At 61.0% G+C, this 24,466-nt stretch carries 23 protein-coding genes; 11 read left to right on the top strand and 12 right to left on the bottom strand.

The features are described 5' to 3' along the window. Positions 1–17 precede the first annotated feature (17 nt). Together ACYQ3M_RS02465 and ACYQ3M_RS02460 are read right to left on the bottom strand one after the other, a co-directional pair. Positions 18–992 carry a malate dehydrogenase gene (locus ACYQ3M_RS02465; RefSeq protein ID WP_460034466.1) on the bottom strand — a complete coding sequence of 325 codons (975 nt, stop codon included), beginning with the start codon at positions 990–992 and terminating at the stop codon, positions 18–20. Between the two features lie 35 nt (positions 993–1,027). Further along, on the bottom strand, positions 1,028–2,323 hold the full coding sequence (locus tag ACYQ3M_RS02460) for a pyridoxal-dependent decarboxylase (RefSeq protein WP_460034465.1): 1,296 nt from the start codon (positions 2,321–2,323) through the stop codon (positions 1,028–1,030). Between the two features lie 232 nt (positions 2,324–2,555). On the opposite strand from ACYQ3M_RS02460, the gene ACYQ3M_RS02455 reads away from it, so the two are divergent. Next, on the top strand, positions 2,556–3,281 hold the full coding sequence (locus tag ACYQ3M_RS02455) for a BglII/BstYI family type II restriction endonuclease (RefSeq protein ID WP_460034464.1): 726 nt from the start codon (positions 2,556–2,558) through the stop codon (positions 3,279–3,281). A gap of 16 nt (positions 3,282–3,297) precedes the next feature. Next, a complete protein-coding gene (locus tag ACYQ3M_RS02450) occupies positions 3,298–3,975 on the top strand; it encodes an MT-A70 family methyltransferase (RefSeq protein WP_460034463.1) in 678 nt (225 codons plus the stop codon). A gap of 7 nt (positions 3,976–3,982) precedes the next feature. Here ACYQ3M_RS02450 and ACYQ3M_RS02445 read toward each other — a convergent pair whose 3' ends face one another. From ACYQ3M_RS02445 to argS, 9 genes are all read right to left on the bottom strand, one after another. Then, complete coding sequence (locus tag ACYQ3M_RS02445) at positions 3,983–4,285, bottom strand: DUF3240 family protein (RefSeq protein WP_460034462.1); 303 nt, start codon at positions 4,283–4,285, stop codon at positions 3,983–3,985. Continuing rightward, positions 4,282–7,323 carry an efflux RND transporter permease subunit gene (locus ACYQ3M_RS02440; RefSeq protein WP_460034461.1) on the bottom strand — a complete coding sequence of 1,014 codons (3,042 nt, stop codon included), beginning with the start codon at positions 7,321–7,323 and terminating at the stop codon, positions 4,282–4,284. Before ACYQ3M_RS02440 ends, ACYQ3M_RS02445 begins: the two co-directional genes overlap by 4 nt. Continuing rightward, positions 7,323–8,408 (bottom strand): efflux RND transporter periplasmic adaptor subunit, encoded by a 1,086-nt coding sequence (locus ACYQ3M_RS02435; protein ID WP_460034460.1) that lies wholly within the window; start codon positions 8,406–8,408, stop codon positions 7,323–7,325. The genes ACYQ3M_RS02440 and ACYQ3M_RS02435 overlap by 1 nt, the downstream gene beginning before the upstream one ends. Then, positions 8,405–9,715: a TolC family protein gene (locus ACYQ3M_RS02430; RefSeq protein ID WP_460034459.1), complete on the bottom strand. Its 1,311-nt coding sequence runs from the start codon at positions 9,713–9,715 to the stop codon at positions 8,405–8,407. Before ACYQ3M_RS02430 ends, ACYQ3M_RS02435 begins: the two co-directional genes overlap by 4 nt. A gap of 68 nt (positions 9,716–9,783) precedes the next feature. Next, positions 9,784–10,155 carry a hypothetical protein gene (locus ACYQ3M_RS02425; RefSeq protein WP_460034458.1) on the bottom strand — a complete coding sequence of 124 codons (372 nt, stop codon included), beginning with the start codon at positions 10,153–10,155 and terminating at the stop codon, positions 9,784–9,786. Positions 10,156–10,225: 70 nt separating this feature from the next. Continuing rightward, a complete protein-coding gene (locus tag ACYQ3M_RS02420) occupies positions 10,226–11,410 on the bottom strand; it encodes a DesA family fatty acid desaturase (protein WP_460034457.1) in 1,185 nt (394 codons plus the stop codon). Positions 11,411–11,515: 105 nt separating this feature from the next. Next, a complete protein-coding gene (locus ACYQ3M_RS02415; protein WP_460034456.1) occupies positions 11,516–12,202 on the bottom strand; it encodes a hypothetical protein in 687 nt (228 codons plus the stop codon). Further along, complete coding sequence (locus ACYQ3M_RS02410) at positions 12,199–12,801, bottom strand: SPOR domain-containing protein (RefSeq protein ID WP_460034455.1); 603 nt, start codon at positions 12,799–12,801, stop codon at positions 12,199–12,201. Before ACYQ3M_RS02410 ends, ACYQ3M_RS02415 begins: the two co-directional genes overlap by 4 nt. Further along, positions 12,802–14,559: an arginine--tRNA ligase gene (gene argS / locus ACYQ3M_RS02405; protein ID WP_460034454.1), complete on the bottom strand. Its 1,758-nt coding sequence runs from the start codon at positions 14,557–14,559 to the stop codon at positions 12,802–12,804. Positions 14,560–14,801: 242 nt separating this feature from the next. Between argS and ACYQ3M_RS02400 the strand changes: the two genes are divergently transcribed. The 9 genes from ACYQ3M_RS02400 to ACYQ3M_RS02360 all read left to right on the top strand — a co-directional run bounded on the left by ACYQ3M_RS02400 (position 14,802) and on the right by ACYQ3M_RS02360 (position 21,665). Beyond that, entirely contained in the window at positions 14,802–15,113 is a 312-nt protein-coding gene (locus tag ACYQ3M_RS02400) for a hypothetical protein (protein ID WP_460034453.1), read from the top strand. 49 nt (positions 15,114–15,162) lie between these two features. Beyond that, positions 15,163–15,498: a hypothetical protein gene (locus tag ACYQ3M_RS02395; RefSeq protein WP_460034452.1), complete on the top strand. Its 336-nt coding sequence runs from the start codon at positions 15,163–15,165 to the stop codon at positions 15,496–15,498. Positions 15,499–15,515: 17 nt separating this feature from the next. Then, positions 15,516–17,129: a DUF4384 domain-containing protein gene (locus ACYQ3M_RS02390; RefSeq protein ID WP_460034451.1), complete on the top strand. Its 1,614-nt coding sequence runs from the start codon at positions 15,516–15,518 to the stop codon at positions 17,127–17,129. Beyond that, positions 17,126–17,422 (top strand): hypothetical protein, encoded by a 297-nt coding sequence (locus ACYQ3M_RS02385; protein ID WP_460034450.1) that lies wholly within the window; start codon positions 17,126–17,128, stop codon positions 17,420–17,422. Before ACYQ3M_RS02390 ends, ACYQ3M_RS02385 begins: the two co-directional genes overlap by 4 nt. Before the next feature lie 33 nt (positions 17,423–17,455). Continuing rightward, positions 17,456–18,001, top strand: coding sequence for an OmpA family protein (locus tag ACYQ3M_RS02380; RefSeq protein ID WP_460034449.1), 546 nt, complete (start codon positions 17,456–17,458; stop codon positions 17,999–18,001). Between the two features lie 8 nt (positions 18,002–18,009). Continuing rightward, positions 18,010–18,693, top strand: coding sequence for a head GIN domain-containing protein (locus ACYQ3M_RS02375; RefSeq protein ID WP_460034448.1), 684 nt, complete (start codon positions 18,010–18,012; stop codon positions 18,691–18,693). A gap of 13 nt (positions 18,694–18,706) precedes the next feature. After that, a complete protein-coding gene (locus tag ACYQ3M_RS02370) occupies positions 18,707–19,138 on the top strand; it encodes a hypothetical protein (RefSeq protein WP_460034447.1) in 432 nt (143 codons plus the stop codon). A 404-nt stretch (positions 19,139–19,542) separates the two neighbouring features. Continuing rightward, positions 19,543–20,307: an O-antigen ligase family protein gene (locus ACYQ3M_RS02365; RefSeq protein WP_460034446.1), complete on the top strand. Its 765-nt coding sequence runs from the start codon at positions 19,543–19,545 to the stop codon at positions 20,305–20,307. Then, positions 20,304–21,665, top strand: coding sequence for an autotransporter outer membrane beta-barrel domain-containing protein (locus tag ACYQ3M_RS02360; protein WP_460034445.1), 1,362 nt, complete (start codon positions 20,304–20,306; stop codon positions 21,663–21,665). Before ACYQ3M_RS02365 ends, ACYQ3M_RS02360 begins: the two co-directional genes overlap by 4 nt. Positions 21,666–21,667: 2 nt before the next feature. Here the strand turns inward: ACYQ3M_RS02360 and ACYQ3M_RS02355 are convergent, their stop codons facing one another. Beyond that, entirely contained in the window at positions 21,668–24,313 is a 2,646-nt protein-coding gene (locus ACYQ3M_RS02355) for a caspase family protein (RefSeq protein WP_460034444.1), read from the bottom strand. Between the last annotated feature and the right edge of the window lie 153 nt (positions 24,314–24,466).

The raw sequence follows: 24,466 nt of genomic DNA, 5'->3' as shown, positions 1-24,466 counted from the left end.
TTCAAGCGGCGTTTATTTTACAACAGATCCTTGACCGCCTCCCGCTCCTCCACTAGCTCGCGTTCGTTCAAGGCCAGCCGCTGGCGGCAGAAATCGTCCAGTTCCAAACCCTGGACGATCCGATGCTGGCCGCCTGCCACCGTGACCGGGAAGGAATAGACTAGCCCTTGAGCGATGCCGTAACTGCCGTCGCTCAAAACCGCCATGCTCACCCAATCCTCGGGCGGAGTGCCAAATACCCAACTGCGCATGTGTTCGATGGCCGCATGGGCCGCTGAGGCGGCGCTGGATTTGCCCAACGACTCGATGATGGCCTCGCCGCGCCGTTGGACCTTGGGAATGAACTCCTTTTCGTACCAATCCCACGCCACCCGCTTAAGCGCCGGTTCGCCCTGGACCTGGGCGTGGATAAGGTCGGGGAATTGGGTGGCGGAATGGTTGCCCCAGATGGCGACCCGGCGGACGTCGGTCACCGGCACCCGGCACGCCTCGGCCAACAGGCTCATAGCCCGGTTGTGATCTAGGCGGGTCATGGCGGCAAAATTCGCAGGCGCCAGGCGCTTGGCCTGATGGATCGCGATGAGGGCGTTGGTGTTGACCGGATTGCCCACCACCAAAATCTTGGCCTCGGGCGCCGCCACCCGATCCAGGGCCTGCCCCTGCGTCTTGAAGATGCCGGCGTTGACCTGGAGCAAATCTTTGCGCGCCATCCCCGGACCTCGAGGTTGCGCGCCCACCAAAAACACAAGCTCGGCATCGGCGAACGCCACTTCCGGGTCGTGGGTAGCGACAACGCCCGCAAGGAGCGGAAAGGCGCAGTCCTGAAGCTCCAAGATCACCCCTTGCAAGGTCTTTGCCATCGGCTCGATTTCCAAAAGCTGGAGGATCACCGGCTGATCCGGCCCTAAAAGGTCGCCCGCGGCGATCCGAAACAGCAGAGAATAACTGATCCGACCGGCGGCGCCGGTGACGGCGACGCGTTTTGGCGTCATAGCAAAGCCTCCAGTGAATACGTCCGCTGCATTTTCTACCCCACGTCTTTTGCCAGATCGGTAAGAAACTCGTCCAGAACTTGTCGATCGACGTGCGGCATCACCACCGCGTGGGCGAACTCCCGCCCCTCGAGCCGCATCGTCGCCAGCGCGTATTTTCGCACAATCCAGGCAGAGGGCCGATAAAAATAAATCGTGTTGGAAACCTCATTGGCGCGCTTTGGGCAAAGCCTAGGAAAGCGGCTTTGCAGCTGCTCGAACAGATAATCGGCCTGTTCGAGCATCGCGCGCGCGTCCTGGGCCTGCCTGGCTTTTGCCTCTGGCGTCGTAAAAAAATAAAATTCGGCCGGCTTGACCGCATCGCGCGAGCAGGTGATGGTGCCGGGCACGTGGCCGATGTATTCGGGGTTGTGCACCTGGCCGTAAAACGCCAAAAATTCTTCGAAGTGGCTCTGGGTGGTCAAAAAAATCCCCGCCGGCGCGGGGAAGCCAAAAAACTTGTGGCAGGAGACCGCCAGCGAATCGTAGCGCTTTTGGCCGTTTGCCGAATGCAGCAACTCGGTGGCCCGTGAGGTATAAGGCAGATACCCCCCGAACAAGGCCGCGTCTAGGTGGAGATAGCTAGGAATCCTGGATTCTTGCAGGACTTCCTGGATCGTATCGATCGGGTCGATCCCGCCTTTGAAGGTCGTCCCTACCGTGGCCACCACTAGGGCCGGCCGGTCGGCGTTTGCGGCGAGCTTGCGCCTTAGGTCGTCCGGGTCCATGGCTGCATCTGGCAAGGCCTCCACCCACACCCCCTCCAGCCCCAACAGATCGCGCAGGACCTGAATCGAATAGTGGGCCTCCTTGGTGAAATAGCACTTGGGTGCAATGCCTGTGCGCCCTTTGAGCAAGGTCCGGCCCATATACATGCCGTGCATGTTGCTGTCGGTGCCGCTGTGGGACAAAAACCCCCACACGTCCCCCGGGGGAAAGCCGTACATTTTGCCAAAATGGGCGTTGAGCGCGCGCTCGAACTCGTGGGTGTTAAAGGCGATGGTGCTCGGCTTGTAGGGGCTTCCCGCGTTGTTGTAGGCGAATTCCCCAATCCCCGCCCGGCGCAGTTCCTCCCGCCAGGCGAAAAACTCTTGAGGAGGGGGGTTCATGTTGATCGGATAGCCCAAAAGCCGTTTTTTAAAACGCGCCTGCCTTGCCTTCCTCGCAAGCGCCAGATGACTGATTTTTCCCTCTTTTGCCGCCAGCAACTCGGGAAAATTCGCCGGCCGGCAGCCAGAAACCAAGGTCAAAACGCCAAAACCCCCGAAGGGAAAAGCACGGCGGGTGAGCATACAACTTCCCACAAAAAATTACCGCGTTCTAAACCAGAGTCTTGCTGCCGCAGCGAGGTGTACACAGGGCCATCCTTTTCTTACAGGGTCGTTTCTCCCAAATCACTGGTATAATTCATTTCTTGTTTACCTGTTGCATTATGCCCCGCTTTGCGATCCGTCAATCTACCCCGCCTGACTCCCTACTCTCATTAACCAAATTGCATTGCAAACATAGGTCAGTTGGGAAAAGATGTTCGACAAATTAAAACAAAAAGGCTTTCAGATTCTCACTCTACATCATGCTGAAGCGATACTTAAACACGACATGTCTAAAGGGGTAGCTGAGTTAGAGCAGGTCCTCCACAAACTTGAGATTCAAGCGGAAGAACTCGTCCGTAGCGGCGGCGGCGAAGGTGAGATGACGCAACGAATCCGCAAAGCTTTGACAAATTATGGTTGGGAAAAACATAACTTCCAAATCAAAAAAATCGTCGACGGCAAAGAAAAAGAATCCATCTCCCACGAGATCGACCACGTTAGATGGTTCGACACTGGTACGCTCGCGCTAGAGATTGAGTGGAACAACAAAGATCCATTCTTTGACAGAGATCTAGAAAATTTCAAGAGGCTACACGCCGATGGCGTCATATCCGTGGGGGCAATAATCACCCGAGGCGAGTCGCTGCAAAATTCGCTGCGAGATATTATCGCAGAATTTGCACGAAAAAACGGGATCCACGATGAGAGCGCTCTTCTTAACTACTACACGCCCACAGCTCGCCAACGCGAGCTTATCAAAAAAGCCGCAAAGGCCAAGCAATCGTTCCAAGAGGGTTGGGCACACGCTTTCGTGGCCGATAAGTTTGGCGAAGCGACAACCCATTGGCGCAAGCTTGAGGAACGGGTTCGCCGCGGTGTAGGCAGCCCCTGTCCACTTTTGTTGATTGGCATTCCAAGAACAGTCGTCGTAGTATAAAGACGAGGAGACAGCAATGACCATTAGGGCTTTCAAACCTGTACCGAACCCCTCAGAAGATTTATTAGCCAAGGTAACAGGTCAGTTCTCCACAATCCTTGCCGATCCGCCTTGGCAGTTTCAAAACCGAACCGGCAAGGTGGCTCCTGAGCACCGGAGGCTATTGCGCTATCCAACCATGGAGTTAAAAGAAATTATGGCGTTGCCGGTGTCGCGTTTGGCTGCAGCGCAATCGCATCTTTATCTGTGGGTGCCGAATGCCCTACTCGAAGAAGGGCTAAGAGTCATGGAAGCGTGGGGGTTTACCTACAAATCGAATCTTGTCTGGTACAAGATTCGTAAAGATGGTGGCCCGGATGGTCGAGGCGTAGGGTTTTATTTCCGCAACGTGACTGAATTAGTGCTCTTTGGAATCCGTGGTAATTTGCGCACCCTTCCTCCTGGGCGTAGGCAAGTGAATCTATTCGCCTCACGAAAGCGCGAGCACTCGCGCAAACCAGACGAGCTATATGAAATCATTGAATCTTGCTCCCCTGGTCCTTACTTGGAGCTGTTTGCGCGTCTCCCGCGTCCAGGCTGGACGCAATGGGGTAACGAGGACGTTGAGGAAAACTCAATCTATGGCGTAGCTCGACGGCTGGGGCGTGTCGACCAGCTACGGTTATTTGAGGCTCCGCGCGGTTCGGGAAGTTAAGGCCGCGCTAATCCACAAGGCCGCTTGCGATCACCGGCGCCACCCAATATTGGATCCCGCTATTTGCAAAATCGAGCTTGAGCCGCTCGAGCAAGAACGCCAGCTCCTGTTCGTCCACGCACATCTGAAACCGCACCAGGCGCCTGCGGCCGGCCACTTGTTCGGCCAGGCTCAGCCCTTCCAGGCGGCTGGAATGGCCATCGACCCGGCTGCTGGTGAAGCCGTACCGGGCCTCGTACCGCAGCAACCAGTCCACCAGGGCTTCTTCAAGGTCCGGGTTGGCGATCAAAGTCAAAAGGTAAGCCTTCATGGACGCTCCCCGCCAAAGCGGCGATACAGAATGGGCAAGAGGATCAAGGTCAAGGCGGTGGAGCTGACCAGCCCGCCGATGACCACCACCGCCAGCGGCCGTTGGATCTCCGAGCCGGGACCAGTGGCAAAGAGCAGCGGCACCAGGCCGAACGCGGCAATGCCGGCGGTCATCAGCACCGGCCGCAAACGCCGCATCGCCCCTTCGACCACCACCTGGTCGATGGGCTTGCCTAAGGCCAAAAGCTGGTTGAAATAACTCACCAGCACCACCCCGTTTAACACCGCGATCCCAAGCAGGGCGATAAAGCCCACCGAGGCCGGCACCGACAGATACTCCCCGGACAGCCACAGCCCCACCACCCCGCCGATCAGCGCCAAAGGAATATTGCCTAAGACAAGCAGCGCCTGGCGCACCGAGCCGAAGGTGGAAAACAACAGCAAAAAGATCAGACCCACCGCCGCCGGGATCACCAGCGCCAGGCGCTTGGCCGCGCGCTGCTGGTTCTCGAACTGCCCGCCCCACTCCAGGTAGTACCCGACCGGCAGCTTGACTTGGTCGGCCACCCGGCGTTTGGCCTCCTCCACGAACCCCACCAAGTCCCGCCCCTGGACGTTGGCGCGGATCACCGCGTAGCGCAGGCCCCGCTCGCGCTCGATCGCCACCACCCCCTCGCGCCTCTCCAGGCGCGCCACCGCCGTAAGAGGAATGGCGCGCCCGTCCGGCAGGCCGACCTTAAGCGCCGCCAGCCGGTCGGGATCGGCCACCCCGCGCAGCAGCAACGGGGTGCGCTGCACGCCTTCCTGCACGATCCCCAACTCAAGCCCCTCGATCTGGCTGCGCAAAAGCTGCGCCAGGGTATCCACGTCCAGCCCCAAGCGCCCGGCGGCCAAGCGGTCGATGACCACCTCCAGGTACTGCATCCCCTCGTTGCGGCGGGTCATCACGTCCACGGCCCCGGGCACTTGTTGCAGCACCTGCACGATCTCCTGCGCCTTTTGGCTTAAGGTCCTAAGGTCGCTGCCAAATAGTTTCACCGCCACGTCCCCGCGCACGCCGGTCAGCATCTCGGTCACGCGCATCTGGATCGGCTGGGTGAAGCCGAACGCGACCCCGGGAAACTGCTCCATCACCTCCCGCAGCCGCTCGATCAGCACCTGCTTGTCGGGGACTTGCCGCTTGAGCGCGAGGAAATGGTCGGTCTCGTTCAGCCCCATGGGATCGAGGCCGATCTCGTCCGTTCCCACCCGGCTCACCACCCGCCCGACCTCGGGCACCTGCTCGAGGATCGCTTTCTGGATCGCCAAATCCAGACGCACGGTCTGAGCCAGGTTGATGGAGGGGAGCTTCTCGGTCTGGACGACGACGTCGCCCTCGTCCATCACCGGCATAAAGGTCTTGCCGATCTGGGCATAAAGCCCCACCGCCAGCAGGAAAGCCAGGCCGGCGCCGAGCAACACGGCCCGGCTGTGCGCCAGGCTAAAAGCGAGCACCGGCGCGTACAGGCGGTGGAGCAATCTTGGCAACCAGGGCTCACGGTGGGGAAGCGGGCGCAACAGGTACGAGGCCAGCACCGGGATCACGGTCAAGGACAAAAGCAAGGACCCGCTCAAGGCGAACACGATGGTCAGCGCCACCGGGATGAACAGCTTGCCTTCCAACCCTTGCAGGGTGAGCAAGGGCAGGAACACGATCACGATGATCAAGATCCCCGCGGTCACCGGCTGGGCCACCTCTCGCACCGCCCGGTAGATCACGTGCAGGTACGGCAGGCGCGAAGATCGCTCGGGGTGGCTTAGATAGGTGGCGATGTTCTCCACCACCACCACCGCCGCATCCACCAGCATCCCGATCGCGATCGCCAAGCCGCCCAGGCTCATCAGGTTGGCCGACAGGCCAAACAAGCGCATCGCCAGGAACGTGGTCAGCGCCGCCAAGGGCAGGATCAAAGCCACCGTCACCGCCGCGCGCAGTTCCCCTAGGAACAACACCAACAGGATAAGCACCAGGCCGATCGCCTCGAGCAGCGCCTTGACCACGGTGTGCACGGCGCGGTCCACCAACTTGCCGCGGTCGTAGAGCACCTTAAGCTCGATCCCCGGCGGCAAGCTCGGCGCAAGCTGGGCGAGCTTGGCGCGCACACCTTCGACCACCTGGCGGGCGTTGGCCCCGCGCAGGGACAAAACCAACCCTTCCACCGTTTCCCCGCGACCGTCGGCGCTCAAAGCGCCGTAGCGGGTCAAGGCGCCGATGCGCACTTTGGCCAGATCGCCGACGGTTATCGGCGTGCCGCCCTTTTCCGCCACCACGATCCGGCGCACGTCGTCCAAGGTCTGGATCCGCCCCTGCGCGCGCACCAGCAGCGCCTCCTCGCCCACCTCCAAACGCCCGGCGCCGTCGTTGCGGTTGTTGCGGCTTAAGGCCGCAACGAGCTGATCCAAGCTCACGCCCACTTGCGCCAGCTTGGCCGCCTCAGGCACCACCTCGAAGCTGCGCACGTAGCCGCCGAGCACGTTCACGTCGGCCACCCCGGAAACGGTGCGCAGCGCCGGCCGGATCACCCAATCCAAGAGCCGGCGCTTTTCCATCAGGCTCAAGCCCTCGCCCTCGATAGTGAACATGAACATTTCCCCGAGCGGCGTCGTCAGCGGCGCGATCCCGCCGCTTACTCCCGGCGGCAACTCCCCCCAGACGTTGTTTAGGCGTTCGGCCACTTGCTGGCGCGCCCAGTACACGTCGGTCCCCTCCTCGAAATCGATGGTGAGGTCGGTGAGCGCGTACTTGGCGATCGAGCGCAGCATCTTTTGGCGCGGCAGGCCTAAAAGCTCTTGTTCGATAGGCAGCGTGATCCTCGCTTCTACCTCCTCTGGGGTCATCCCCGGCGCCTTGACGATCACTTTCACCTGCGGCGTGGAGACGTCGGGAAAGGCGTCGATCGGCAAGTTCGTGGCGGCGTGCCAGCCTAGGCCAGCCAACACGACCACGCCGAGCAGAACCATTAGGCGTTGGGTCAAGGCAAAGCGGATCACCGCGCCCATCACTCTTCGCCCTCCGCCTCGCCCAGCCAGGCCGCCTTGAGCGCCGCCGTCCCCTGGCTCACCACCTGGGCGGTCGGATCGATCCCGGTCAGGAACGCCTCCGCTTCCGTTTGGGCTTTCACGCTCACCGGCAGCGCCTTGACTCCCTCCGGGACGCGCACGAACACGAACGGGGCGCCTTCCTGCTCGACCAGCGCGCTGCGCGGGAGCTTGAGCAAAGGCTCGGCGCTTGGCTCAAACAAGGCGGCGACCACCTTGCGGCCCGGCCGCAGGCCGCGAAGTTCAGTCAGCCTGGCCCGCACCAGCGTGGTCTGCGTGGCCGGATCCACCGTCTCCCCAACCAAAAAGACCTCCCCGCGCGCCCCTTGCGGCTCGACGTAAACCGGCGCGCCCGGACGCAAGCGCTCGGCGCGCGCCGCCTCTACTTCCATGTCCAGCCACAACGTGGAAGTCGCGGTCAGGCGCAAAAGCGGGGCAAGTCTGTCCACCCACTGGCCGACCGTCACCTCGCGCGCGATCACCGCCCCCGTCAGCGGCGAGGCGAGTTTCAGCCGCCCGTCGAGCTTTTGCGTCTGGATCAGCCGGGCTATGGCCGCCTGGGCAATCCCCAACGCCGCCAGCTCGGCCCGCGCCTGGGCGTAGGCGACCTGAGCTTGACGCCAGCTCTTTTCGGTCTCGAGGAAGCGGCTTTGAGCGATCACCCTGTCGGCAAACAAGGATCGCTCGCGCTCGTAGCGGGCTTTGGCCACTTTGAATTCCTGGTGGGCCTCGAGCAAGCGCTGCTGCTTGGCCAGCAACTCGGGGCTATGCATGACCACCAACACCTGGCGGGCCGCCACCGCGTCGCCGCGCGCTACCTTCACCTCCTCGATTTGGCCGGCCACCGGCGCGCTGAGCACCGCTTCCGCCTGCGGCGGGACGGTGACCATAGCCGGCACCTCGCCCAGGGGAATCGCATTCACCGGCTGCGGCTGCGCAAATTCCACCCCTAGGCGTTCCAGTTGGGCCGCCGTCAGCGGCACGATGGTTTCCCCCGCCGCCAAATTCAAAGCCAACAGCCCCAAACCTATTCCTACCCATCTCATGGCAACTCCCCCACCACCTGGTTATAACGGGCGATGTCACGCTTTATCTGGACCCGCCAGCGTTCGGCGTCGCGCAGGGCTTCCTGGGCCATCAACTGGACTTTCAAGAGATCGATCAGATCCATCTCGCCGGCGGCGAACGCCTTGTGGGCAAGCTCGAGGTTGGCTTCGGCCAGCTTGCGGCGCGCCTCGGCCTGCTTAAGCTGGATGCGGTCGACCTGCAGCAAGTGCTCGGCCTCGTGCAAGTCCCTTTCCAACTGCCGATGCACTTCGCCGCGCTGGGCTTCGGCTTCCGCCAGCGCCGTGCGCACCGCCGCCACGTTGGGCGCCTGATATCCCCCACCGAACAACGGGATCGACAGGCGCGCGTTGATGCTGTTTAAGGTCTCCCCACCGCGCCCCACCTGCTCGTGGCGGCTGCCCAAGGTAAGGAGGATTTGCTGATCGCCCACGTCGGCCTCGTAGCGGACATACTGCATCCGCGCCCGTTCCTCTTCGATCCTCAGGGTCAAGGCGGTAAGCAGCGGGTGTTCGGGAGTGATGGCGGACTGGGCGCTCAAGACCTCCTCAAACTGGGCCGGAGCCTTGTCGATTTGGGTCAGGTTGCGGTAGCGCCAGCGCGCGTGCATCCACTCGGCTTCGGCGGCCACCGCGTCGGACTGGGCCTTGAGGAAATCGGTCTCAGCCAAGAGCAAATCGGTGCGCGGCAGGTCCCCCGCCTCCACCCGGCGCCGGACCTGGGCCAGCAGGCGCTCGCTCAAGGCCAAAATCTTGCGCGCCGTTTGGTATTCGGTTTCTCTGAGCTTGACCTCCCACAGCGCCTCCCGCACCAATCCCGCCACCTCCAGGCGCAGCCCGCGCCGGTAAGCTTCGGCGTACTGCTGCGCTTTCTCGGTGACGCGCTGGGCGATGGCCCGCTGGCCCCACTTCCACAACGGCAGAATAAGCTCGGTATCGACCGCCCAGGCGCCGGTATTGTCGCCGATGCGGTCGCCACTGTAATTCCCGGCCAAAGCCACCGGTCCTGGCAACACGCTGCGCGCCCGCCGCTCCCAAGCCCGGGCCTCCTCGCCAAACGCCTGCGCCACGAAGGTCTTAGGGAAGTTGGCCAAGGCGGTCTCGACCACCTCGCGCAAGCTGAGCTTAGGGTCATAGACCAGCGGATCGATGTGCGGCACCAGAGGCCTTTCCCCCGCCGCGGGATGGCTGTCAAGCCCAAGGGAATCGAGCGCGCGATCCTCAGCCCATACCAAACCCTGCCAAGCAGAAAAAAGGACGGCCTGCAGCAGAACCTTGCCTACACGCATCGCGGTTCCCGTTAAAGTGGATTTTCAAGAAAGCCCGAGGATACCCTCGGACAGCGCCTAAACGAAGTCTAGGCCGGCGGCGCGCGCGGCCGCGGAGAAGGCAGGTAGGATGGCGGCGGCGATGGCGCCGGGGTCGGCGGCGGCAAAAACGCGGCCGGCAAAAGCCGGGAAGGCAAGGCGGAGGGCAGGATCGCAAGCCAAGGCAGAGTCGCCACAGGCTCGCGGCGGAGGCCGTCGTCGGAGCGAACGATCGCCCCTTCCCACGCAGGCAGCGCCGCACCCCCAGAGAGCTCGGGACCGTCCGGGTGAGAATAGCGCTCCAGGCCCGGAAGATGCACCGCTCCAGGCGCCCTTTCCCCACCCACGTGGGCGTGCACGAGGGGCAGGAAGACCTGCGGCACGCAGAGCAAAAGCCAAACGGCAAGCTTAAAATAAGCCACGCCCTTCCTCGTCAAAGTCAGCGCTCTGAGTTTAGCCGCCAAAGCGCGGGACGACAAGGAGTAAAGCTCATCAACGAGCCGGCTGCATGCTGTATCCGGCAAGCTGCGCAGCGAACTCGCGCAGCGCGTCGATGCCCGACTGTTCGGCCTCGAGGCACCAGGCTGTGAGCCGTTCCAGGCGAAACTGCGGATGCGGGGCGTTGCGCGCCCAGACCTCTTTCAGCTTGAGCTTGAACTGGTAAACGGTCTGCAAACTTTGACTGGCGGCGATGGCGTGCTGAAGGAGAGGTTCTAGGCACGGCTTCAGCGCCAGAATGTCTTCCCGGACCAACAGGGGCTTGAGCTGTCTTAGCGCTTGGCGGAGCTTGTGGTCGGCGGCGCGGTATTCTCTCTCGAGCACCGGCAGAATCACCGTGCGGGCATACAGCTTGAGGACGTGGCCGCGGTTGGGCAACACCGCCTGCACCGTGCTTTGATCCGGGGCAAGGCGGCGTTCGATCCGAACTTTTGGCGCCACCCGTTTGACCTTGGCCAAGCCGAGCCAGGACAGTAGCCGGATGTACCCCCAACCCAGATCGAATTCCCACCACTTGGTTGAGAGCTTGGCCGAGGAAGGATAGGCGTGGTGGTTGTTGTGGAGCTCCTCGCCGCCGATCAGGATCCCGAAAGGAATCAAGTTGGTCGATGCGTCTTCGGTCTCAAAATTGCGGTAGCCCACGTAATGCCCGAGACCGTTGACGACGCCGGCGGCCCAGAACGGGATCCAAAGCATCTGCAGCGCCCAGACGGTGAGCCCCAATACGCCAAACGCTATCCCATCCAAGGCGAGCATGAGCACGATACCGGCGTTGGAGAAGAGCTTGTGGCTGTAGACCCAGCGCTCCAACCAATCATCGGGAGTCCCCCAACCGTAGCGCTCGATTTCCTCCCGATTCTGGCACGCTTGGCGATAGAGTTCCGCCCCCTCAAGCAGGACCTTTTTGATTCCGAGTTGCTGGGGGCTGTGCGGGTCCTCTTTGGTTTCACACTTGGCGTGGTGCTTTCTGTGGATGGCTGCCCATTCCTTAGTCTGCATGCCGGTGGTCAGCCACAGCCAGAAGCGGAAAAAATGCGCCGCGATCGGGTGCAGCTCCAAGGCCCGATGGGCCTGGCAGCGATGCAAGTAGATGGTGACCGAGGCAATGGTGAGATGCGTTAAGGCCAAAACAACGAGAAGATATCCCCACCCGGGAAGTTCAAACAAACCGTAGAGCATCAAAAAACCTTTAAGTAACGTAAAACAACTTTGTTAAGACCCGCCGCAAGAGGCGGCGTTCAGCCTGCAGTGTAGAAGATGAGGCGGCCAAAAGCCAGTCGTTTTTTAATAGCGCGTCCAAAAGGGCTGGTAGGCATAAATGGCGTTGAGGTGGTGGAGGAACGCGTGATTTGCGTTGGCGGCCCAAAGCGCGTCCAGGGCCTCCTGAACCCGGCGATAAGGCTCTTCCTCCAAGGTCTCTCCAGCCAATTCCGCCGCCAGGTAAGTCACCAGCTCCAGCCACATTTCACAAACCCCCTGAATGTAGGCCGGCCAGGTCTTTTGGATCAGCTCGGGCCAGGCCGGATCGCTGGTATCCTCGAGGCGGGGACGGGTGATCTTGTCGGGGTCGTCGAACTGCGTTTTACGGATTATTCCCCGCCGCCGCCACGCTTCAAGATTTGGATCCGAAGCGATGGCGGCGTAAATCGCTTGGGCGGTGCGCGGCTCGGCATAGAAAATGAAGCTGAACCTATGGCCCGCCCCGTCTCGGGCGGCGCGCCGATGAATCCGCCAGTAGCCGATTTGGCTGCGGTACGCCTTGAGGATCGGGGCGACGACGCGGTGGGCGACCATCACGTCCCGGTGCCACGCCGGCGCCTCGCCTTCGGGCCAGGCAAATTCAAACGCCGCGTACCACCATCCCCTGCCGGCGGCAGGCGCCGCCGGCAGGGCGCTTGGCGCCTCAGGTCGCGGCGAGACCGCGGCGCAGCCGGCGAGCAAAAGCAAACCCAGCCAAACGAGCGCTTTCATCGTTTCACCGTCTGCACGATGCTGTCGATCCGGTGCTGGCGAAGTCTATCCCGTATCGCCTCGACCTCGCGCAAGGTCGCAAACGGCCCGATCCGCACCCGGTACCACAAGACCTTGCCGATCTCGGTCTGCTCCAGTCTGGCCTTGACCCCGAGCCGGCTCAACTTGGCCTGGATCGCTTCCGCCTCGCCTAAGCTGTGGAACGAGCCGACCTGAATGAAGTAATCGTTTGGCTTGGTCCGACTCAAGCTTTCGGCGCGTTTGCGTGCCCGCACCTCCCCTTCGGGGAGAGTGATCTCTTTTTCCGGCAGCAGGGTGTAGAAGGTAAACCGCGGCTCTTTGGAAGCTGGTTTAGCCGCCGCGGGTTTAGGCGGGGGTTGAGCGGGGCTTTGCGGCTTGGCCGGCTCGGCAGGTTGGGGAGGCGGGGCGGAAGGACGGGAAGGATCCTCGCGCGCCAACCAAACCCCCAGCACGCCAAGCGCTCCTAGCGCCAACACCGCCATCCACCAGCGCCATTTCGAAGCTCGGCGCTCCCGCCGCAACCGATGCCTTTGGCGTCGGCTGACCACGCGGCCGCGATAGCTCGGCGGGCGCACCATTTACATCGCTTCGGGAGCCGAGACATCCAAAAGCGCCAGGCCGTTGGCCAGGGTCTGGCGGACCGCATCGATGAGATTTAAGCGGGCGTCGCGCAAGTTCGCGTCCTCCACTAAGAAGGTATGGGCATTGTAATAGGTGTGGAACTCGCCCGCCAATTCGCGCAGGTAATGGGTGAGCTGATGCGGCTCGTATTGTCTGGCCGCGCGCTCGATCACTTCGGGATAACGCGCTAAAGTCGCAAGCAAAGCCAGTTCGTGAGGCTCGCGCAGGCGCGCAAGATTCGCCATACCGCGGGCGACGTCTCTTGCCCAGCCGCGCTCTTTTAGCTGCTTGAACACGCTGCAGACGCGCGCGTGGGCGTACTGGACGTAATAGACCGGATTGTCGCTGGTCTGCGAGACTGCCAGCTGCAGATCAAAGTCCAGGTGCTGTTCGGCTTTGCGCATGCAGTAAAAAAAGCGGGCGGCGTCTTTGCCCACTTCCTCGCGCAGCTGCCTTAAAGTGACAAACTCCCCAGCGCGCGTGGACATCTGCACTTTTTCTTGGCCGCGGTAGAGCACGGCGAACTGCACCAGGCGCACCGTAAGTTTTTGCGGGTCATACCCCAAGGCGGCAAGAGCCGCCTGCAGGCGCGGGACGTAGCCGTGGTGGTCGGCGCCCCAGACGTCGATTAAAAGGTCAAAACCGCGCGCGATCTTGTCCAGGTGATACGCGATGTCGGAGGCGAAATAAGTGTATTGGCCGTTCTCGCGCACCACCACCCGGTCTTTTTCATCGCCCAAGCGGCTGGAAGCAAACCACAGCGCCCCATCTTTTTCGTACAAGAAACCGGCCCGGCGCAGGCGCGCGATCGCCTCCTCGACCCGCCCCGAGCGGATCAATTGACGCTCGGAAAACCACGTATCGTAACGCACCCCGAACGCCTCAAGGTCTTCGCGGATGTCCTGCAAGATCAACCCAAGCCCCGTCTCAAAAACCTGGGCGTAGGCCTCTTCCCCGAGCAAAGACTTGGCGCGCGCGATCAGAGCGTCGATGTAACGCTCCTTATCGCCTTCCGGCGCATCGGGAGGCAGATCCGCCAACACCGCCTGGGCCGGGCGATGGAGTGCGGCGCCGACTTTGGCGTGTAAGGCCTCGGCGATCGGCAAAATATAAGCCCCGCGATAGCCGCTCTGCGGAAACGGCAGGCGCTCGCCTAGGCGCTCTAAATACCTCAGCCACACGCTCACCGCGAGGATGTCCATCTGGCGGCCGGCGTCGTTGACGTAATACTCGCGGTGGACCTCAAACCCTACCGCCTCGAGCAGGTTGGCGAGCGTCGCCCCATAGGCGGCGCCGCGGCCGTGACCTACGTGCAGGGGACCGGTGGGATTGGCCGAGACGAATTCGATATGGACTTTCTTTCCCTGTCCGAATCGGCTTTGGCCGAAATTCTCGCCCTCTCGCAGGACCCGGGGAACGATCTCGAACTGGGCGTTGGGATCGATGAAGAAATTGATGAACCCCGGGCCGGCGACCTCCACGCGCCGCACGTAAGGATCGGTTGGAAGCGCCTGGACGATCTTCTCGGCCAAGACCCGCGGCGCTTCGCCACAGGCTTTGGCCAAGAGCAACGCGAGGTTGGAGGAAAAATCCCCGTGCTCGGGAGTACGCGTGCGGTCCACACGAATGGGAGGCTCTGCCCCCATGGGCAACCGACCTTGCCGGCGCAGCTCCGCCACCGCCTGCGCCAGAAGCTTTTGCAAACGTTCTTGCATGCGATCTTTCAAAACACGGAAAATTCGATATTATCCCTAAAGCCGGACCTTGGGTCCAACGCGGTAAAAACTCGATACAGAATAAACATATACAAAAATTTCATAAAACATCTCTCGCAAAAAAATTCCTAGCAGGTCCGTGTATCGAGGGTGAGCGAGGCGATCGTGAACTTGCCAAACTCAACCTACACTTGAACTTGCCAACAGGCACAACTTGTTGATTAACCTAGAGGAGAGACATCATGAAAAAGCTGACCACTTTGACCGCGATCGTTCTGGGCATGGGCGTTTCCACCTTGGCCTTGGCCGAAGGCTCAAAAATCCAGCAATCGGTCATCAGCAACCGCGCGACGGTGCAGAATTCGGCCAACATCGCCCAGGGCGGTTTGCTTGGAAGCGCCGAAGCCAACCAGGGTTCGGTCCAGATCAAAGGTTCCACGGTAAAGCAATCCGTCATCAGCAACCAGGCCACGGTAAAGAACTCGGCCAACATCGCCAAGGGCGGTTTGCTTGGAGGTGCCACTGCCAACCAGGGGTCGATCCAGGTCAAATAAATCGGAAACCCGGGCCAGGGAAGGCCTTATCTTTTTAAGGAGTTCTGCCATGCGCGAGTTATCTACCCTTATTTTTGCCGGCGTCTTGATCCTTTTGCCAGGCGTTAGCTCGAGCGGCGACTTAGACGACGGCATAGAGCTAGACGAGCAATTAGACGACGCCAACGCCCTCCAAAAAGGCATCAACGTTCCCTTTATCTTAATGAAAGCCAAAGGCAAGGAACTGACCGGCAAGCGCACCGGCAACAAGGTAATAACGAGCCGGGACAGCTCAGCTGGCCAGGGCAACATCATCTTTGGGCCAGGCGCCAAGATCGCTCCGGGGACGGTGATCATCAACAAATCCGACAACCGCGGCGCGACGGCGATCGCCGGCGGAAGATAGTTTTTTAGGTGCGGGCCATGCGTACTGCTCGGTTTCTTAAAGTTGCCGCGATCGCTTGCCTGGTCTTCTGGATCGGCGGCTGCGGCTTAAACCCCCAGAACGCCGATCGCGACCTCAACGCCACCCTGCCGGAAGTCAAAACTACGATTTTCAGCGAAGCGATCCGAGGGCTTGGGCGGATGAACGTGATCTACGGCCGGGGGGAACTTCGGGTGATGGCCAAGCCCATCGTCGATCAGACCGGCACCTCGCTTCCCACCCAGGGCGAAATTCCCCAAGACATCAGCGAGATGGTTAAAAGCAGCTTGAACGGGATCGGCGGCAATATTGTGTACGTTCCCTACGATCCCGAATTCATGCTCAACACCGCCCAGACCGGTTATTCGCAGTGGGGGGAAAAGCTTTTGCCCAATGTCGTGTTGGTGGGGGGCTTGACCGAATTCGACCGCGGACTCGTCACCAAGGAGAAGAACTTAAACTTGAGCGGCACCGCCGAAGAGCTGGGCGTACCGATGGGGCTGGACTTTGAGGACACCAGCAAAAGCTCGCTCGCCAGCATCACCTTAGATTTCAACCTGATCGATTTTAACACCTTCACCGGCATCCCGTTCATGCAGGCGGTCAACAACATCAAGGTGCACAAAACCTTAAAGGAGGATAACCTAGGCTTTACCGTCTACGGCCAGACTTTGGGCCTGAGAGGCCAGATCAAAAAAGTCGAAGGCCGGCACGCGGCCATTCGGTTGGTGGTGCAGCTCGGCATCATCCAGGTCCTTGGCAAATACCAAAAGCTTCCCTACTGGCGCTTGCTCCCCAACGCCGAGCCCGATCCGGTGGTGCTCGATGCGGTGCGCGAGGAGTTCTATAGCTTAAGCCAGGTCGACCGCATCGCCAAGATTCAAGAATACCTGTACATCTACGGCAAGGACGTGGACGTGACCGGCCGCCTAGACAGCAAAACCCGAAACGCGATCGAAGAATTTAAGGCCGAGCGCGGGCTGGCCAATGCCACCCCAATCAGCGAAGAGGTCTATCTTGCCCTGTTCGAAAATCTGCCGCTCGACTTTCAGGCCCAGGCGCGGCGCAAAGCGGTCGATTCTCTGCTGGCTGACTACCGAAAAGGGCTGAGCGCCGTGGCCATGCGCGAGGAATCTGCACCCCGCAGACAAGAGCTTGCCGCCCCCTCGCCCAAGCCCGCCGTTAAACCGGAACTGGGTGAGGTCAAGCTGTGGCTGAACAAATCCGCGTTCAAGATCGGCGAGCCCCTGGAGATCTTTTTCGAAGTCACGCGGCCTATGTTCGTGCGCATCGTCACCATCAACTCGGCCGGACAGTTGTCCACCCTGTTCCCCAACCCGTATCAAAACGACAACTACGTGCGCCCCGGCCGAACTTATCGGATTCCACCCGCCGGCGCGCCGGTGAACCTGACCGTCGGGGCGCCTGAAGGAACCGATAAAATCCGCGCCATCGCCTCTCTGGAGCCGATCTCTGCCGATGCCCTCCCCTTGACCGAAAGCGGGGAGTTCGTGCCCGGCGCGGCGCAAAAGTTCGCCACCGCGGGCGCCGAATTCCAGGTGCTTTCAGGCTCCCAGAGTCAGGCAGCGTTAAATTCGGGAGTGGCGCCATGAAACGGGCGGCTCTGCTTGCGCTCGTGCTGCTGACTGCGTGCGAGGTCGCCCCGGTGCGGCGCGAAGACTACTTCGCCAAGCATCCCGAATGGGAACCCCAAATGGTGGCGCTGATCCGCGACGGCCGCATCGCCAAAGGCATGACCAAGGAACAGGTCCGCGCTGCCTGGGGAAGACCTTGCTGGCTGTGCCAGGGGACGACCAAAGGCGCTTGGGGGGAATCGTGGGAGTACGACACCCAGATCGTGTTCTTCGACACCCAAGGCAAAGTCACTCGCTGGGAGCCTAAATGATCGCTCAGGTTGAAGTATATGGAGGAAGTCTCGATGGCTAGGCGGTTTTCCCAAGCTTTATTGGTTCTGATTTTGGCGGTTGCCGCTTCGACCGTGTGCGCCGAAGAGGTGCGCGTGTTCACCAAGCCGCCATCGGCCGAGGAGATGGGCCGGTTGCTGTTTCCGGACAAGGCAGGGCCTAAGACCCGGTCTTTGACCTTTACCCAGGCCGGCCAAACGCCTCAGCCAAGCAAGGAACCGACGGCCGTCGCGCTGCCGATCCAGTTCGACTACAACTCAGCCATCTTGCGGCCGGAGGCCAAAGCCTATTTGGACGAAGTCGGCAGAATGCTGACCATGGAGCGCTTTGCCGGCGAGAGCCTAGTGATCGAGGGCCACACCGACGCCAAAGGTTCCGACGCTTACAACTTAAAGCTGTCGCAGCAGCGCGCCCAGGCGGTCAAAAAATACCTGACCGCGCAGTTTGCCATTCCGCCCGAGCGCCTGCGCGTGGTCGGCCAGGGCGAGCGCAAGCCCTTGCCGGGCAAGGACCCTTATGATCCTTTGAACCGCCGGGTCGAACTCCATCGGGTGCAATGATGAAAATAATGTACACGCTAGTTGGCCTGCTCGTCCCGGCGCTCGCCGCCTCTGAGGCGTATACTGGAAAAATCGTAATCGACGGGGTGGAATACGGTGGAGGTGAAGTCGTGCGCGGCAACCACCGCCGCGCCGAGGAGACAAGAACCTTGCCTTGCTTTGAGCAAATTACGGTCGAGGCTGGGATTGATTTAATCTACCGTCCGGGAAGCCGCTGCCAGGCAAAGCTTGCCGGAGATTCCAATCTGCTCGGCCTGATCCTCACCGAAGTCGACGGTAAGCGCTTGCGCCTTGGAATCAGCCGTTCGATCCAAAGCCAAGCCCCTTTGCGCGTCGAGGTCCAAAGTCCCAAGCTGAGCGCGCTTGAGGTCGAAGGCTCGGGCGATGTCGAACTCAGCGGCATGGACACTCCAAATCTTAGGATAACCGTCGGCGGCAGCGGCAACGTGCGCGGCGAAGGCCGCGTAGGCGCTCTGGAAGCCCTCGCCGAGGGCAGCGGCAACTTGGACCTGGCCAGGCTCAAGGCCGACGAGGCTTTGATCCGCATCTCCGGCGCCGCCGACGCCAAGGTTTACGCCGCGCGCAGGCTGCAAGTAAGCATCTCCGGGGCAGGCAACGTGGTCTATTACGGCCGCCCGGCGCAGGTCGTCACCGATATCTCCGGGGCGGGCGATGTCGAACCCGGAGAATAACAAGCCTTCCTTCATGGTCTTCGGGTTCCTTGGCCTCATCGCCTCGATGCCGCAAGTCTCCCCAAGCGCAGATGACGGCATGATCCCGACCACCGCGATTTTTCAAAACCGCTCTGCAAACGGCAATCCAGTCACCGACTACCGCCGTCGTTTTGCGAAAGGCGCGTGGATTCGAGTGGGTGGATTTGCCGATTCCAAGTATTTCTACGGCCAGGTGCAGCTTATTGGCAAGCGCAAAGCAGCAGGCTATTTGTACTTCTCTACCCCGCCCCCCAAATCCGAACCTGCAAACCCTTTAGCACCCGATTTCCCACGGCAAAAGCCGGCTCAAATCAGGCAAGAGCAGATTTATGTCTACGGCGAAGTCGTCCGCCCGGGGGAGTTCCGCATGTTCGACCAACAGGGCACGCTGTATCGCCTGCTGGAGATCAAAAACCAGCGCTAGCGGCATGAGCCCGGCCGAGGCGGCGGTTTGGTTTTACCTTTTGACTTTCGCCCTGCCGCTGCCTTGGGACCTTGGTCTTATCGGCCTAAGTCTACTCGGAACCTGGGCCGGATTAACCGGCACGCCGCGCTTTCCGCCAAAAGCCTTGCTCGCCCTTTGTCCATTGGCGCTGACTTTTGTCTTAGGCAACCTGATCAGCCCAGATCCAACTTTGAGCCTACGCTTTAGCCTCGCTTTGTTGCCGGGCTGCGCTGTGTATCTTCTGATCTGTGGCTATCTGGAAGCTTGGCAATTGGCGCGACTGGGCCTGGCGTTGAACCTGATGGTTTGCGTCCTGGGTGGGTGGTTGCTTGCTTGGGGTTGCCGCCACCCACCCGGCCCACTCGCCGCAGGAATGGATAGCGATGAGCCGCCTGACCGCGTTCAAGGTGCCAAACGATGTGGTGTTTTTTGCAGTTTGGCTGCCGTTTGCGCTCGCTTTCCTAGAATGGCCGCCGCAGATTTTTTGGCGCGGCGTTCTGGCGGCCGCGGCCTATACGATCGGCTTGGCCTTAGCGGTTGTTTACCAAAGCCGCGTGGCCGTCCTGACTGCCTTGACCGGCAGCGCGGTGTTTTTTGCCCTGCAAAGGCAGGCAAAGCGCTCTCTGGCCGCGATGGTGCTTGTGGCGTGCGGGGTCGTTTTGGTCGATGCCGCGTTCGGTTTTAAACTGATCGGCAAGCTTCAGGCTTCCTGGACCAGCCGCCTGCCTTTGTGGCTGGCCGCCTGGCGGATGTTCCTCGCCTCCCCGTGGATCGGCCATGGCATAGGAAGCTTTGCCTTGCGCTCCCCTTATGATCTCGATCCGGCCTCTCTGCCCGCCTGGATCGCCTTCGACCCGCGCGGTATACCTTGGGCGCACAACCTTTATCTAGAGATGCTCGCCGAATTGGGCGTTTTGGGACTAAGCGCTTTGCTGTTTCTTATGGCCTTTCCGTTGGGGAAACAGCCCAAACACCCCCCTACTTCCCAAATCGAAAGATTTGCCCGGGCTGCCGGAACTGCATTATTTGCTTTTGCCTTAAGCGCCTTCTTCGAGCTAAGCTTATGGCGCCAATGGGTAGGATTGGCGTTTTTTTTAACCATCGGTTGTCTTACTGCAACCAATAAGACCCAAGAGGGGGCGCCATGAGCACATCGAAACCAACCGAGGCACTGCAAAAGACCGCAACGCTTGTTTGCTCCCTGCTGGCCGGAGGAATCGCCGTCTTCTCCCCGGATTGGCGGCACGAGCTTCTGGCTGGCTACAACCCGATTACCGAAGGACAAAACCTCAACCGCACCCAAACCAGCGCGGCGGATGTCGCCTTCGAGGCCTGCTCGCAGCGCCAGGAAACCTTGGAGGCGCAATTTCGCGATCGCTGTAACGCCCTGGTCGGCGCTGCGGTGGCAAATCCCGGCAGCGCCCAAGTCGGCCAGGCGGTGTTTCAGATTTCCCCGGAACAACTCTCCTCTTTCGGCATCCACGCCACCCGCACCACCGCCGCCCAGATCAACGTCGTCAGCACCGCGGTCTTAGGGCGCCTGGAGACTTTGCGCACCGCCGCCCTCGATCCGGGCACTCGCTTGGCGAGCTTGCAGCTTTATCAGGACGGCAAACCCTTAAGCGGCGGTAACGCCGGCAGCGAAGCTTTTGGGCCTTTAGGCGTGTGGGTCAACGGCAGCTTCCACTTAGGCGAACTGGATTCGACCCCGGCGCAGCGCGGCTTCAACTTCAAGAACTGGGGCGTGACTACAGGGGCCGACTACCGGATCCTCGATTCCCTGGTGCTGGGGGGTGCTTTTAGCTATACTTTGTCCGACAACGATTTCGACCACCACGGCGGCCACGCCGACAACGATGCCTACATCGGCAGCATTTACGGCTCGTATTCGCCGATCGAAAACCTGTTCTTCGACGCCCTAGTCAACTACGGCCACATCAATTTCGATATAACCCGCAACATCCGGTATACGATCCCAGGCGATGTGGTCAACACCAGCGCTCGCGGCGACACCGACGGCAGCCTGTGGGGGTTTACCGCCTCCAGCGGCTACAACTTCCACTACCAGGCGCTCAATTTCACCCCGTACGTGCGCTTTGCCTACCGGCGGTTGAAAATCGACGACTATCACGAGCAGGGTGGCTCCGGCTGGGGGATGCGCTTTGAGGAGCAGCACATCCGCTCGATGAAGTCGGTGGCTGGAGCTACGCTTTCCTACGCCATCAGCCTGCCGTGGGGAGTGTTGACGCCCCAGTTCCGCGGCGAGTGGCACCACGAATTCCGCGACCCGAGCCGCACGATCACCGCCAGCTACCTAGGCGACTCTGCCGCTCAAGGGTCTGCCATCCGCGTCCCCGCCCCCGATCGCGATTACGCCACCTTCGGCGGCGACCTTACCGCCACCTTCGCCTACGGCGTCTCGGCGTTTGTCGGTTACGAGGCGCTGGTCGGTTACCAGCACATCGCCAGCCACCGTATCACAGGCGGCATCCGGCTGCAGTTCTAACCTTACAGCCCGGCCCGCATACCCGCCCCCGCCGGCACGAAGAAGAATTCTCCGGCTTCGTGACCGGCGTGGCGGATCGGGGAAAACTCCGGCACCTGGTGAAAATCTTCGCTCCTTGCAGCGTCGGCGACCAGCGCCGAGACCTCGGTGTAGAGCCTAAAAGATTCAAGAATCCCCTGGTTTTTTTCGAGCGCCTGGATGAGCGCTTTGGCGAACACCGAATGCCCACCACCGCCGCTGTCTAACACCGGATTGAGGCCGCCCGAGGTCAGCGCCATGCGCGATTTGGCTTTGAGCATCAGCTTGATCCATTCGGCCCTTTTTTCCGGCGTCATCCCCCCCTCCAGGCGCGCCACCGAGTTGCGCGTGAGCGAGCCGGAATAGCAGGAGTCGGCGATCACCATCACGTGGGCGGCAGCCATGATCCTGAGCAGATCGGTAATGTCCTGGTTGGAGATCCAGTTGGCGGTGTTCTCCAGCTCGGCGTCCACCGGCAGCCAAAAACCCCGCTCGGTAACTTTCTCCAAGGTCCCGTGGCCGGCGTAATAAAGCAGGAAGTTGTCCTTCTCGGTCAAGGTCTTGCGATATTCGTTCAAGGCCTTGAGGATATCGTAGCGCGTCGCGTCCAACAGCACCTGGGTTTTGAAACCGTAGCGCTCGGCCAGAACCTTAGCCAAGGCTTTGGCGTCGTTGTGTGGGGTGTCCAGCGCCGGCAAGTGGCGATAGGCGTTGTTGCCGATGATCAAGGCGTAATAACCGCCGAAAATCTCGCGCGGCAGCATCGCCGCCAGCGTTTTCCCCTCCTCGTTGGTTTCGCTCTGCTCCGGTTTAGGAACGGGAGCGGCTGCCTTGAGGTCTTGAAAAATCACAAATTCCAATTCCGTGCGCCGGCTGTTTTTGTCGATCGCCGCCAAGTGCACCGGGGTCTCCTTGCCTTTTAAGGGGATCTTCAATTTGAAGGTGCCGTCCGGTTCCGGGATAAAGTCCTGATCGTTGACCAGAAACGCCAAAATCCCGGCGGGCGCGTGGATCTTGCCGATCACCGTGCGCGCCTCGACCAACCCGCGGGTGACGACCATGAGGCTGCCGCGCTGCGGGCGCAGGGGTGGATCGATGATCTCGATCCGAGGACCTTCCCCACTTACCGCCTCGGCGCGGGCGACCTGCAAAGCAGGCTCTTTAGCCGATTTCTCGCGCTCGGCCAACGCTGTCTGTAAACTCTGGATGTGCGCCTGCTGGCGCTCGAGTTCGGCTTGCTTTTCCTTAAGCTGGGCCGCGAGCAAGGCAAGCTCTGCCTGCGAGGCGGTGCGGTCGGATTGCTTTTTCGCCAGTTCTTGGCGCAAGGCTTGGACGGCTTGGCTTTGCGCAGCAAGGCGCGCGTTGGCTTCGGTCAGCTGGCGGCGCAAGGTTTCCAGCGACTGTTCCTTGGCGGCGATTTGGGCCTGCAGGTCCTGCAGCTTGGCTTCCTGACTTTGCACCAGCTTTTCGGTGTGGCTCAAGCGGCCCTCGAGCTCGCTCAGGCGCTGCTGCCTTTGGCTCAACTCGGTCTGCAGCGCCTCGATCGCCGCCTGTTTGGCCGCAAGTTCGGCAGCCAGCCGCGCCAGCTCCGGCGGGTTTTCTCCTTGGGCCTGTTTGGCCGCAAGTTGCTGCCTGAGTCCCTCAAGCTCGGTTAAGCGCGCTTGCAGCTCACGGCTACCCGAAGCGACTTGCTGGCGCAGCTTGTCCGCTTCGCCCTGAGTCTGGGCGAGCTTCTGGCGCAGCGCTTCCAAATCCCGATCGCGCTTGGCGAGTTCTTGTTCGAGCCGTGCGATCTTGGCTTCTTTTTCTTGCACCGCTTGGCCCGAGCCTTGCTTGAGCGCAGTCAACTGCTGGCTTTGCGCCGCCAGCTCTTGCTCTAGACGCGCCACGGCCTGTTCTTTTTCTTTAAGTTCGGCGAGCTTTTGCTCCAGGCGCTGGCGCAGCTCGCCGCTCTCGGGGACGGGTTGAGCCTTGAGCTGCTGCCTCAAACGCTGGACTTGACGCCGGCTGGCCTCGGCCTCGGCGCGGGTGCGCGCTAAACTGGCTAGGGTCTTTTGGTGTTGCTGCTTGAGACGCTCAAGCTGCTCTTTAAGCCCCGCCGCCTCTTGCCGATACTGCGCCGCCTCTTGCCGCAACTCCTCCATCCTGCGGTTGTAGACCTCGACCGAGGCGGCAAAAGCAAGGTCGGTCTTGTCCAGTCCCGAAGCTTTGCGGTACCAGTTGAGGGCAGCGACCGGGTCCTGGGGAACGCCCAGGCCTTTTTCGTACAAAAACCCCAAGTTGATCATCGCCGGCGCATAGCCTTTTTCGGCCGCCTGACGGTACCAATGGGCGGCGGCTTCGTAGTCCGGCTGAATGCCAAGACCCTTCTCGAAAATCTCCCCCACATAGGTCTGGGCTTGAGGGTCGCCTTCCTTAGCCTTAGGCAGCCAGACCTTCAATGCGGTGGCGTAGTTGGCGCGGTCGTAGGCGACGTATTCGCCGCCGCGGATCTCGCAGTCGATCGCGGTGGTGCGAATGGGCTGGCGGGCGGCAAGATAGGTAAAATGCTCGCCCAGTTTTCGCACCTGGGCCGGCAGCAAGCAATCGACCACGTAGAGCTTGTCGGCTTGCTCGGGCCCGATCGCCACCTCCTCATCCGCAGGGCGGGAAGCGCAACCGGCCAACAAGAGCGCGGTCGCCGCAAGGAGGCAGAGCGCAAATTCCGTCGGCGTTGACCCACATCGTCTCATAGGAGTTCTCCGCTGCCAAGCAGCCTCGTACAATCAGACGTACTTTAAAAA

This window comes from Methylothermus subterraneus, from assembly GCF_054656915.1.
The sequence above is the reverse complement of the archived record's forward strand: the minus strand, read 5'-3'. Positions and strand labels throughout refer to the sequence as shown.

Coding starts and splice junctions, on each gene's coding strand:
- ACYQ3M_RS02465 (WP_460034466.1), bottom strand. CDS start 992: ATGACGCCAAAACGCGTCGCCGTCACCGGCGCCGCCGGTCGGATCAGT.
- ACYQ3M_RS02460 (WP_460034465.1), bottom strand. CDS start 2,323: ATGCTCACCCGCCGTGCTTTTCCCTTCGGGGGTTTTGGCGTTTTGACC.
- ACYQ3M_RS02455 (WP_460034464.1), top strand. CDS start 2,556: ATGTTCGACAAATTAAAACAAAAAGGCTTTCAGATTCTCACTCTACAT.
- ACYQ3M_RS02450 (WP_460034463.1), top strand. CDS start 3,298: ATGACCATTAGGGCTTTCAAACCTGTACCGAACCCCTCAGAAGATTTA.
- ACYQ3M_RS02445 (WP_460034462.1), bottom strand. CDS start 4,285: ATGAAGGCTTACCTTTTGACTTTGATCGCCAACCCGGACCTTGAAGAA.
- ACYQ3M_RS02440 (WP_460034461.1), bottom strand. CDS start 7,323: ATGGGCGCGGTGATCCGCTTTGCCTTGACCCAACGCCTAATGGTTCTG.
- ACYQ3M_RS02435 (WP_460034460.1), bottom strand. CDS start 8,408: ATGAGATGGGTAGGAATAGGTTTGGGGCTGTTGGCTTTGAATTTGGCG.
- ACYQ3M_RS02430 (WP_460034459.1), bottom strand. CDS start 9,715: ATGCGTGTAGGCAAGGTTCTGCTGCAGGCCGTCCTTTTTTCTGCTTGG.
- ACYQ3M_RS02420 (WP_460034457.1), bottom strand. CDS start 11,410: ATGCTCTACGGTTTGTTTGAACTTCCCGGGTGGGGATATCTTCTCGTT.
- ACYQ3M_RS02415 (WP_460034456.1), bottom strand. CDS start 12,202: ATGAAAGCGCTCGTTTGGCTGGGTTTGCTTTTGCTCGCCGGCTGCGCC.
- ACYQ3M_RS02410 (WP_460034455.1), bottom strand. CDS start 12,801: ATGGTGCGCCCGCCGAGCTATCGCGGCCGCGTGGTCAGCCGACGCCAA.
- argS (WP_460034454.1), bottom strand. CDS start 14,559: ATGCAAGAACGTTTGCAAAAGCTTCTGGCGCAGGCGGTGGCGGAGCTG.
- ACYQ3M_RS02400 (WP_460034453.1), top strand. CDS start 14,802: ATGAAAAAGCTGACCACTTTGACCGCGATCGTTCTGGGCATGGGCGTT.
- ACYQ3M_RS02395 (WP_460034452.1), top strand. CDS start 15,163: ATGCGCGAGTTATCTACCCTTATTTTTGCCGGCGTCTTGATCCTTTTG.
- ACYQ3M_RS02390 (WP_460034451.1), top strand. CDS start 15,516: ATGCGTACTGCTCGGTTTCTTAAAGTTGCCGCGATCGCTTGCCTGGTC.
- ACYQ3M_RS02385 (WP_460034450.1), top strand. CDS start 17,126: ATGAAACGGGCGGCTCTGCTTGCGCTCGTGCTGCTGACTGCGTGCGAG.
- ACYQ3M_RS02380 (WP_460034449.1), top strand. CDS start 17,456: ATGGCTAGGCGGTTTTCCCAAGCTTTATTGGTTCTGATTTTGGCGGTT.
- ACYQ3M_RS02375 (WP_460034448.1), top strand. CDS start 18,010: ATGTACACGCTAGTTGGCCTGCTCGTCCCGGCGCTCGCCGCCTCTGAG.
- ACYQ3M_RS02370 (WP_460034447.1), top strand. CDS start 18,707: ATGGTCTTCGGGTTCCTTGGCCTCATCGCCTCGATGCCGCAAGTCTCC.
- ACYQ3M_RS02365 (WP_460034446.1), top strand. CDS start 19,543: ATGAGCCGCCTGACCGCGTTCAAGGTGCCAAACGATGTGGTGTTTTTT.
- ACYQ3M_RS02360 (WP_460034445.1), top strand. CDS start 20,304: ATGAGCACATCGAAACCAACCGAGGCACTGCAAAAGACCGCAACGCTT.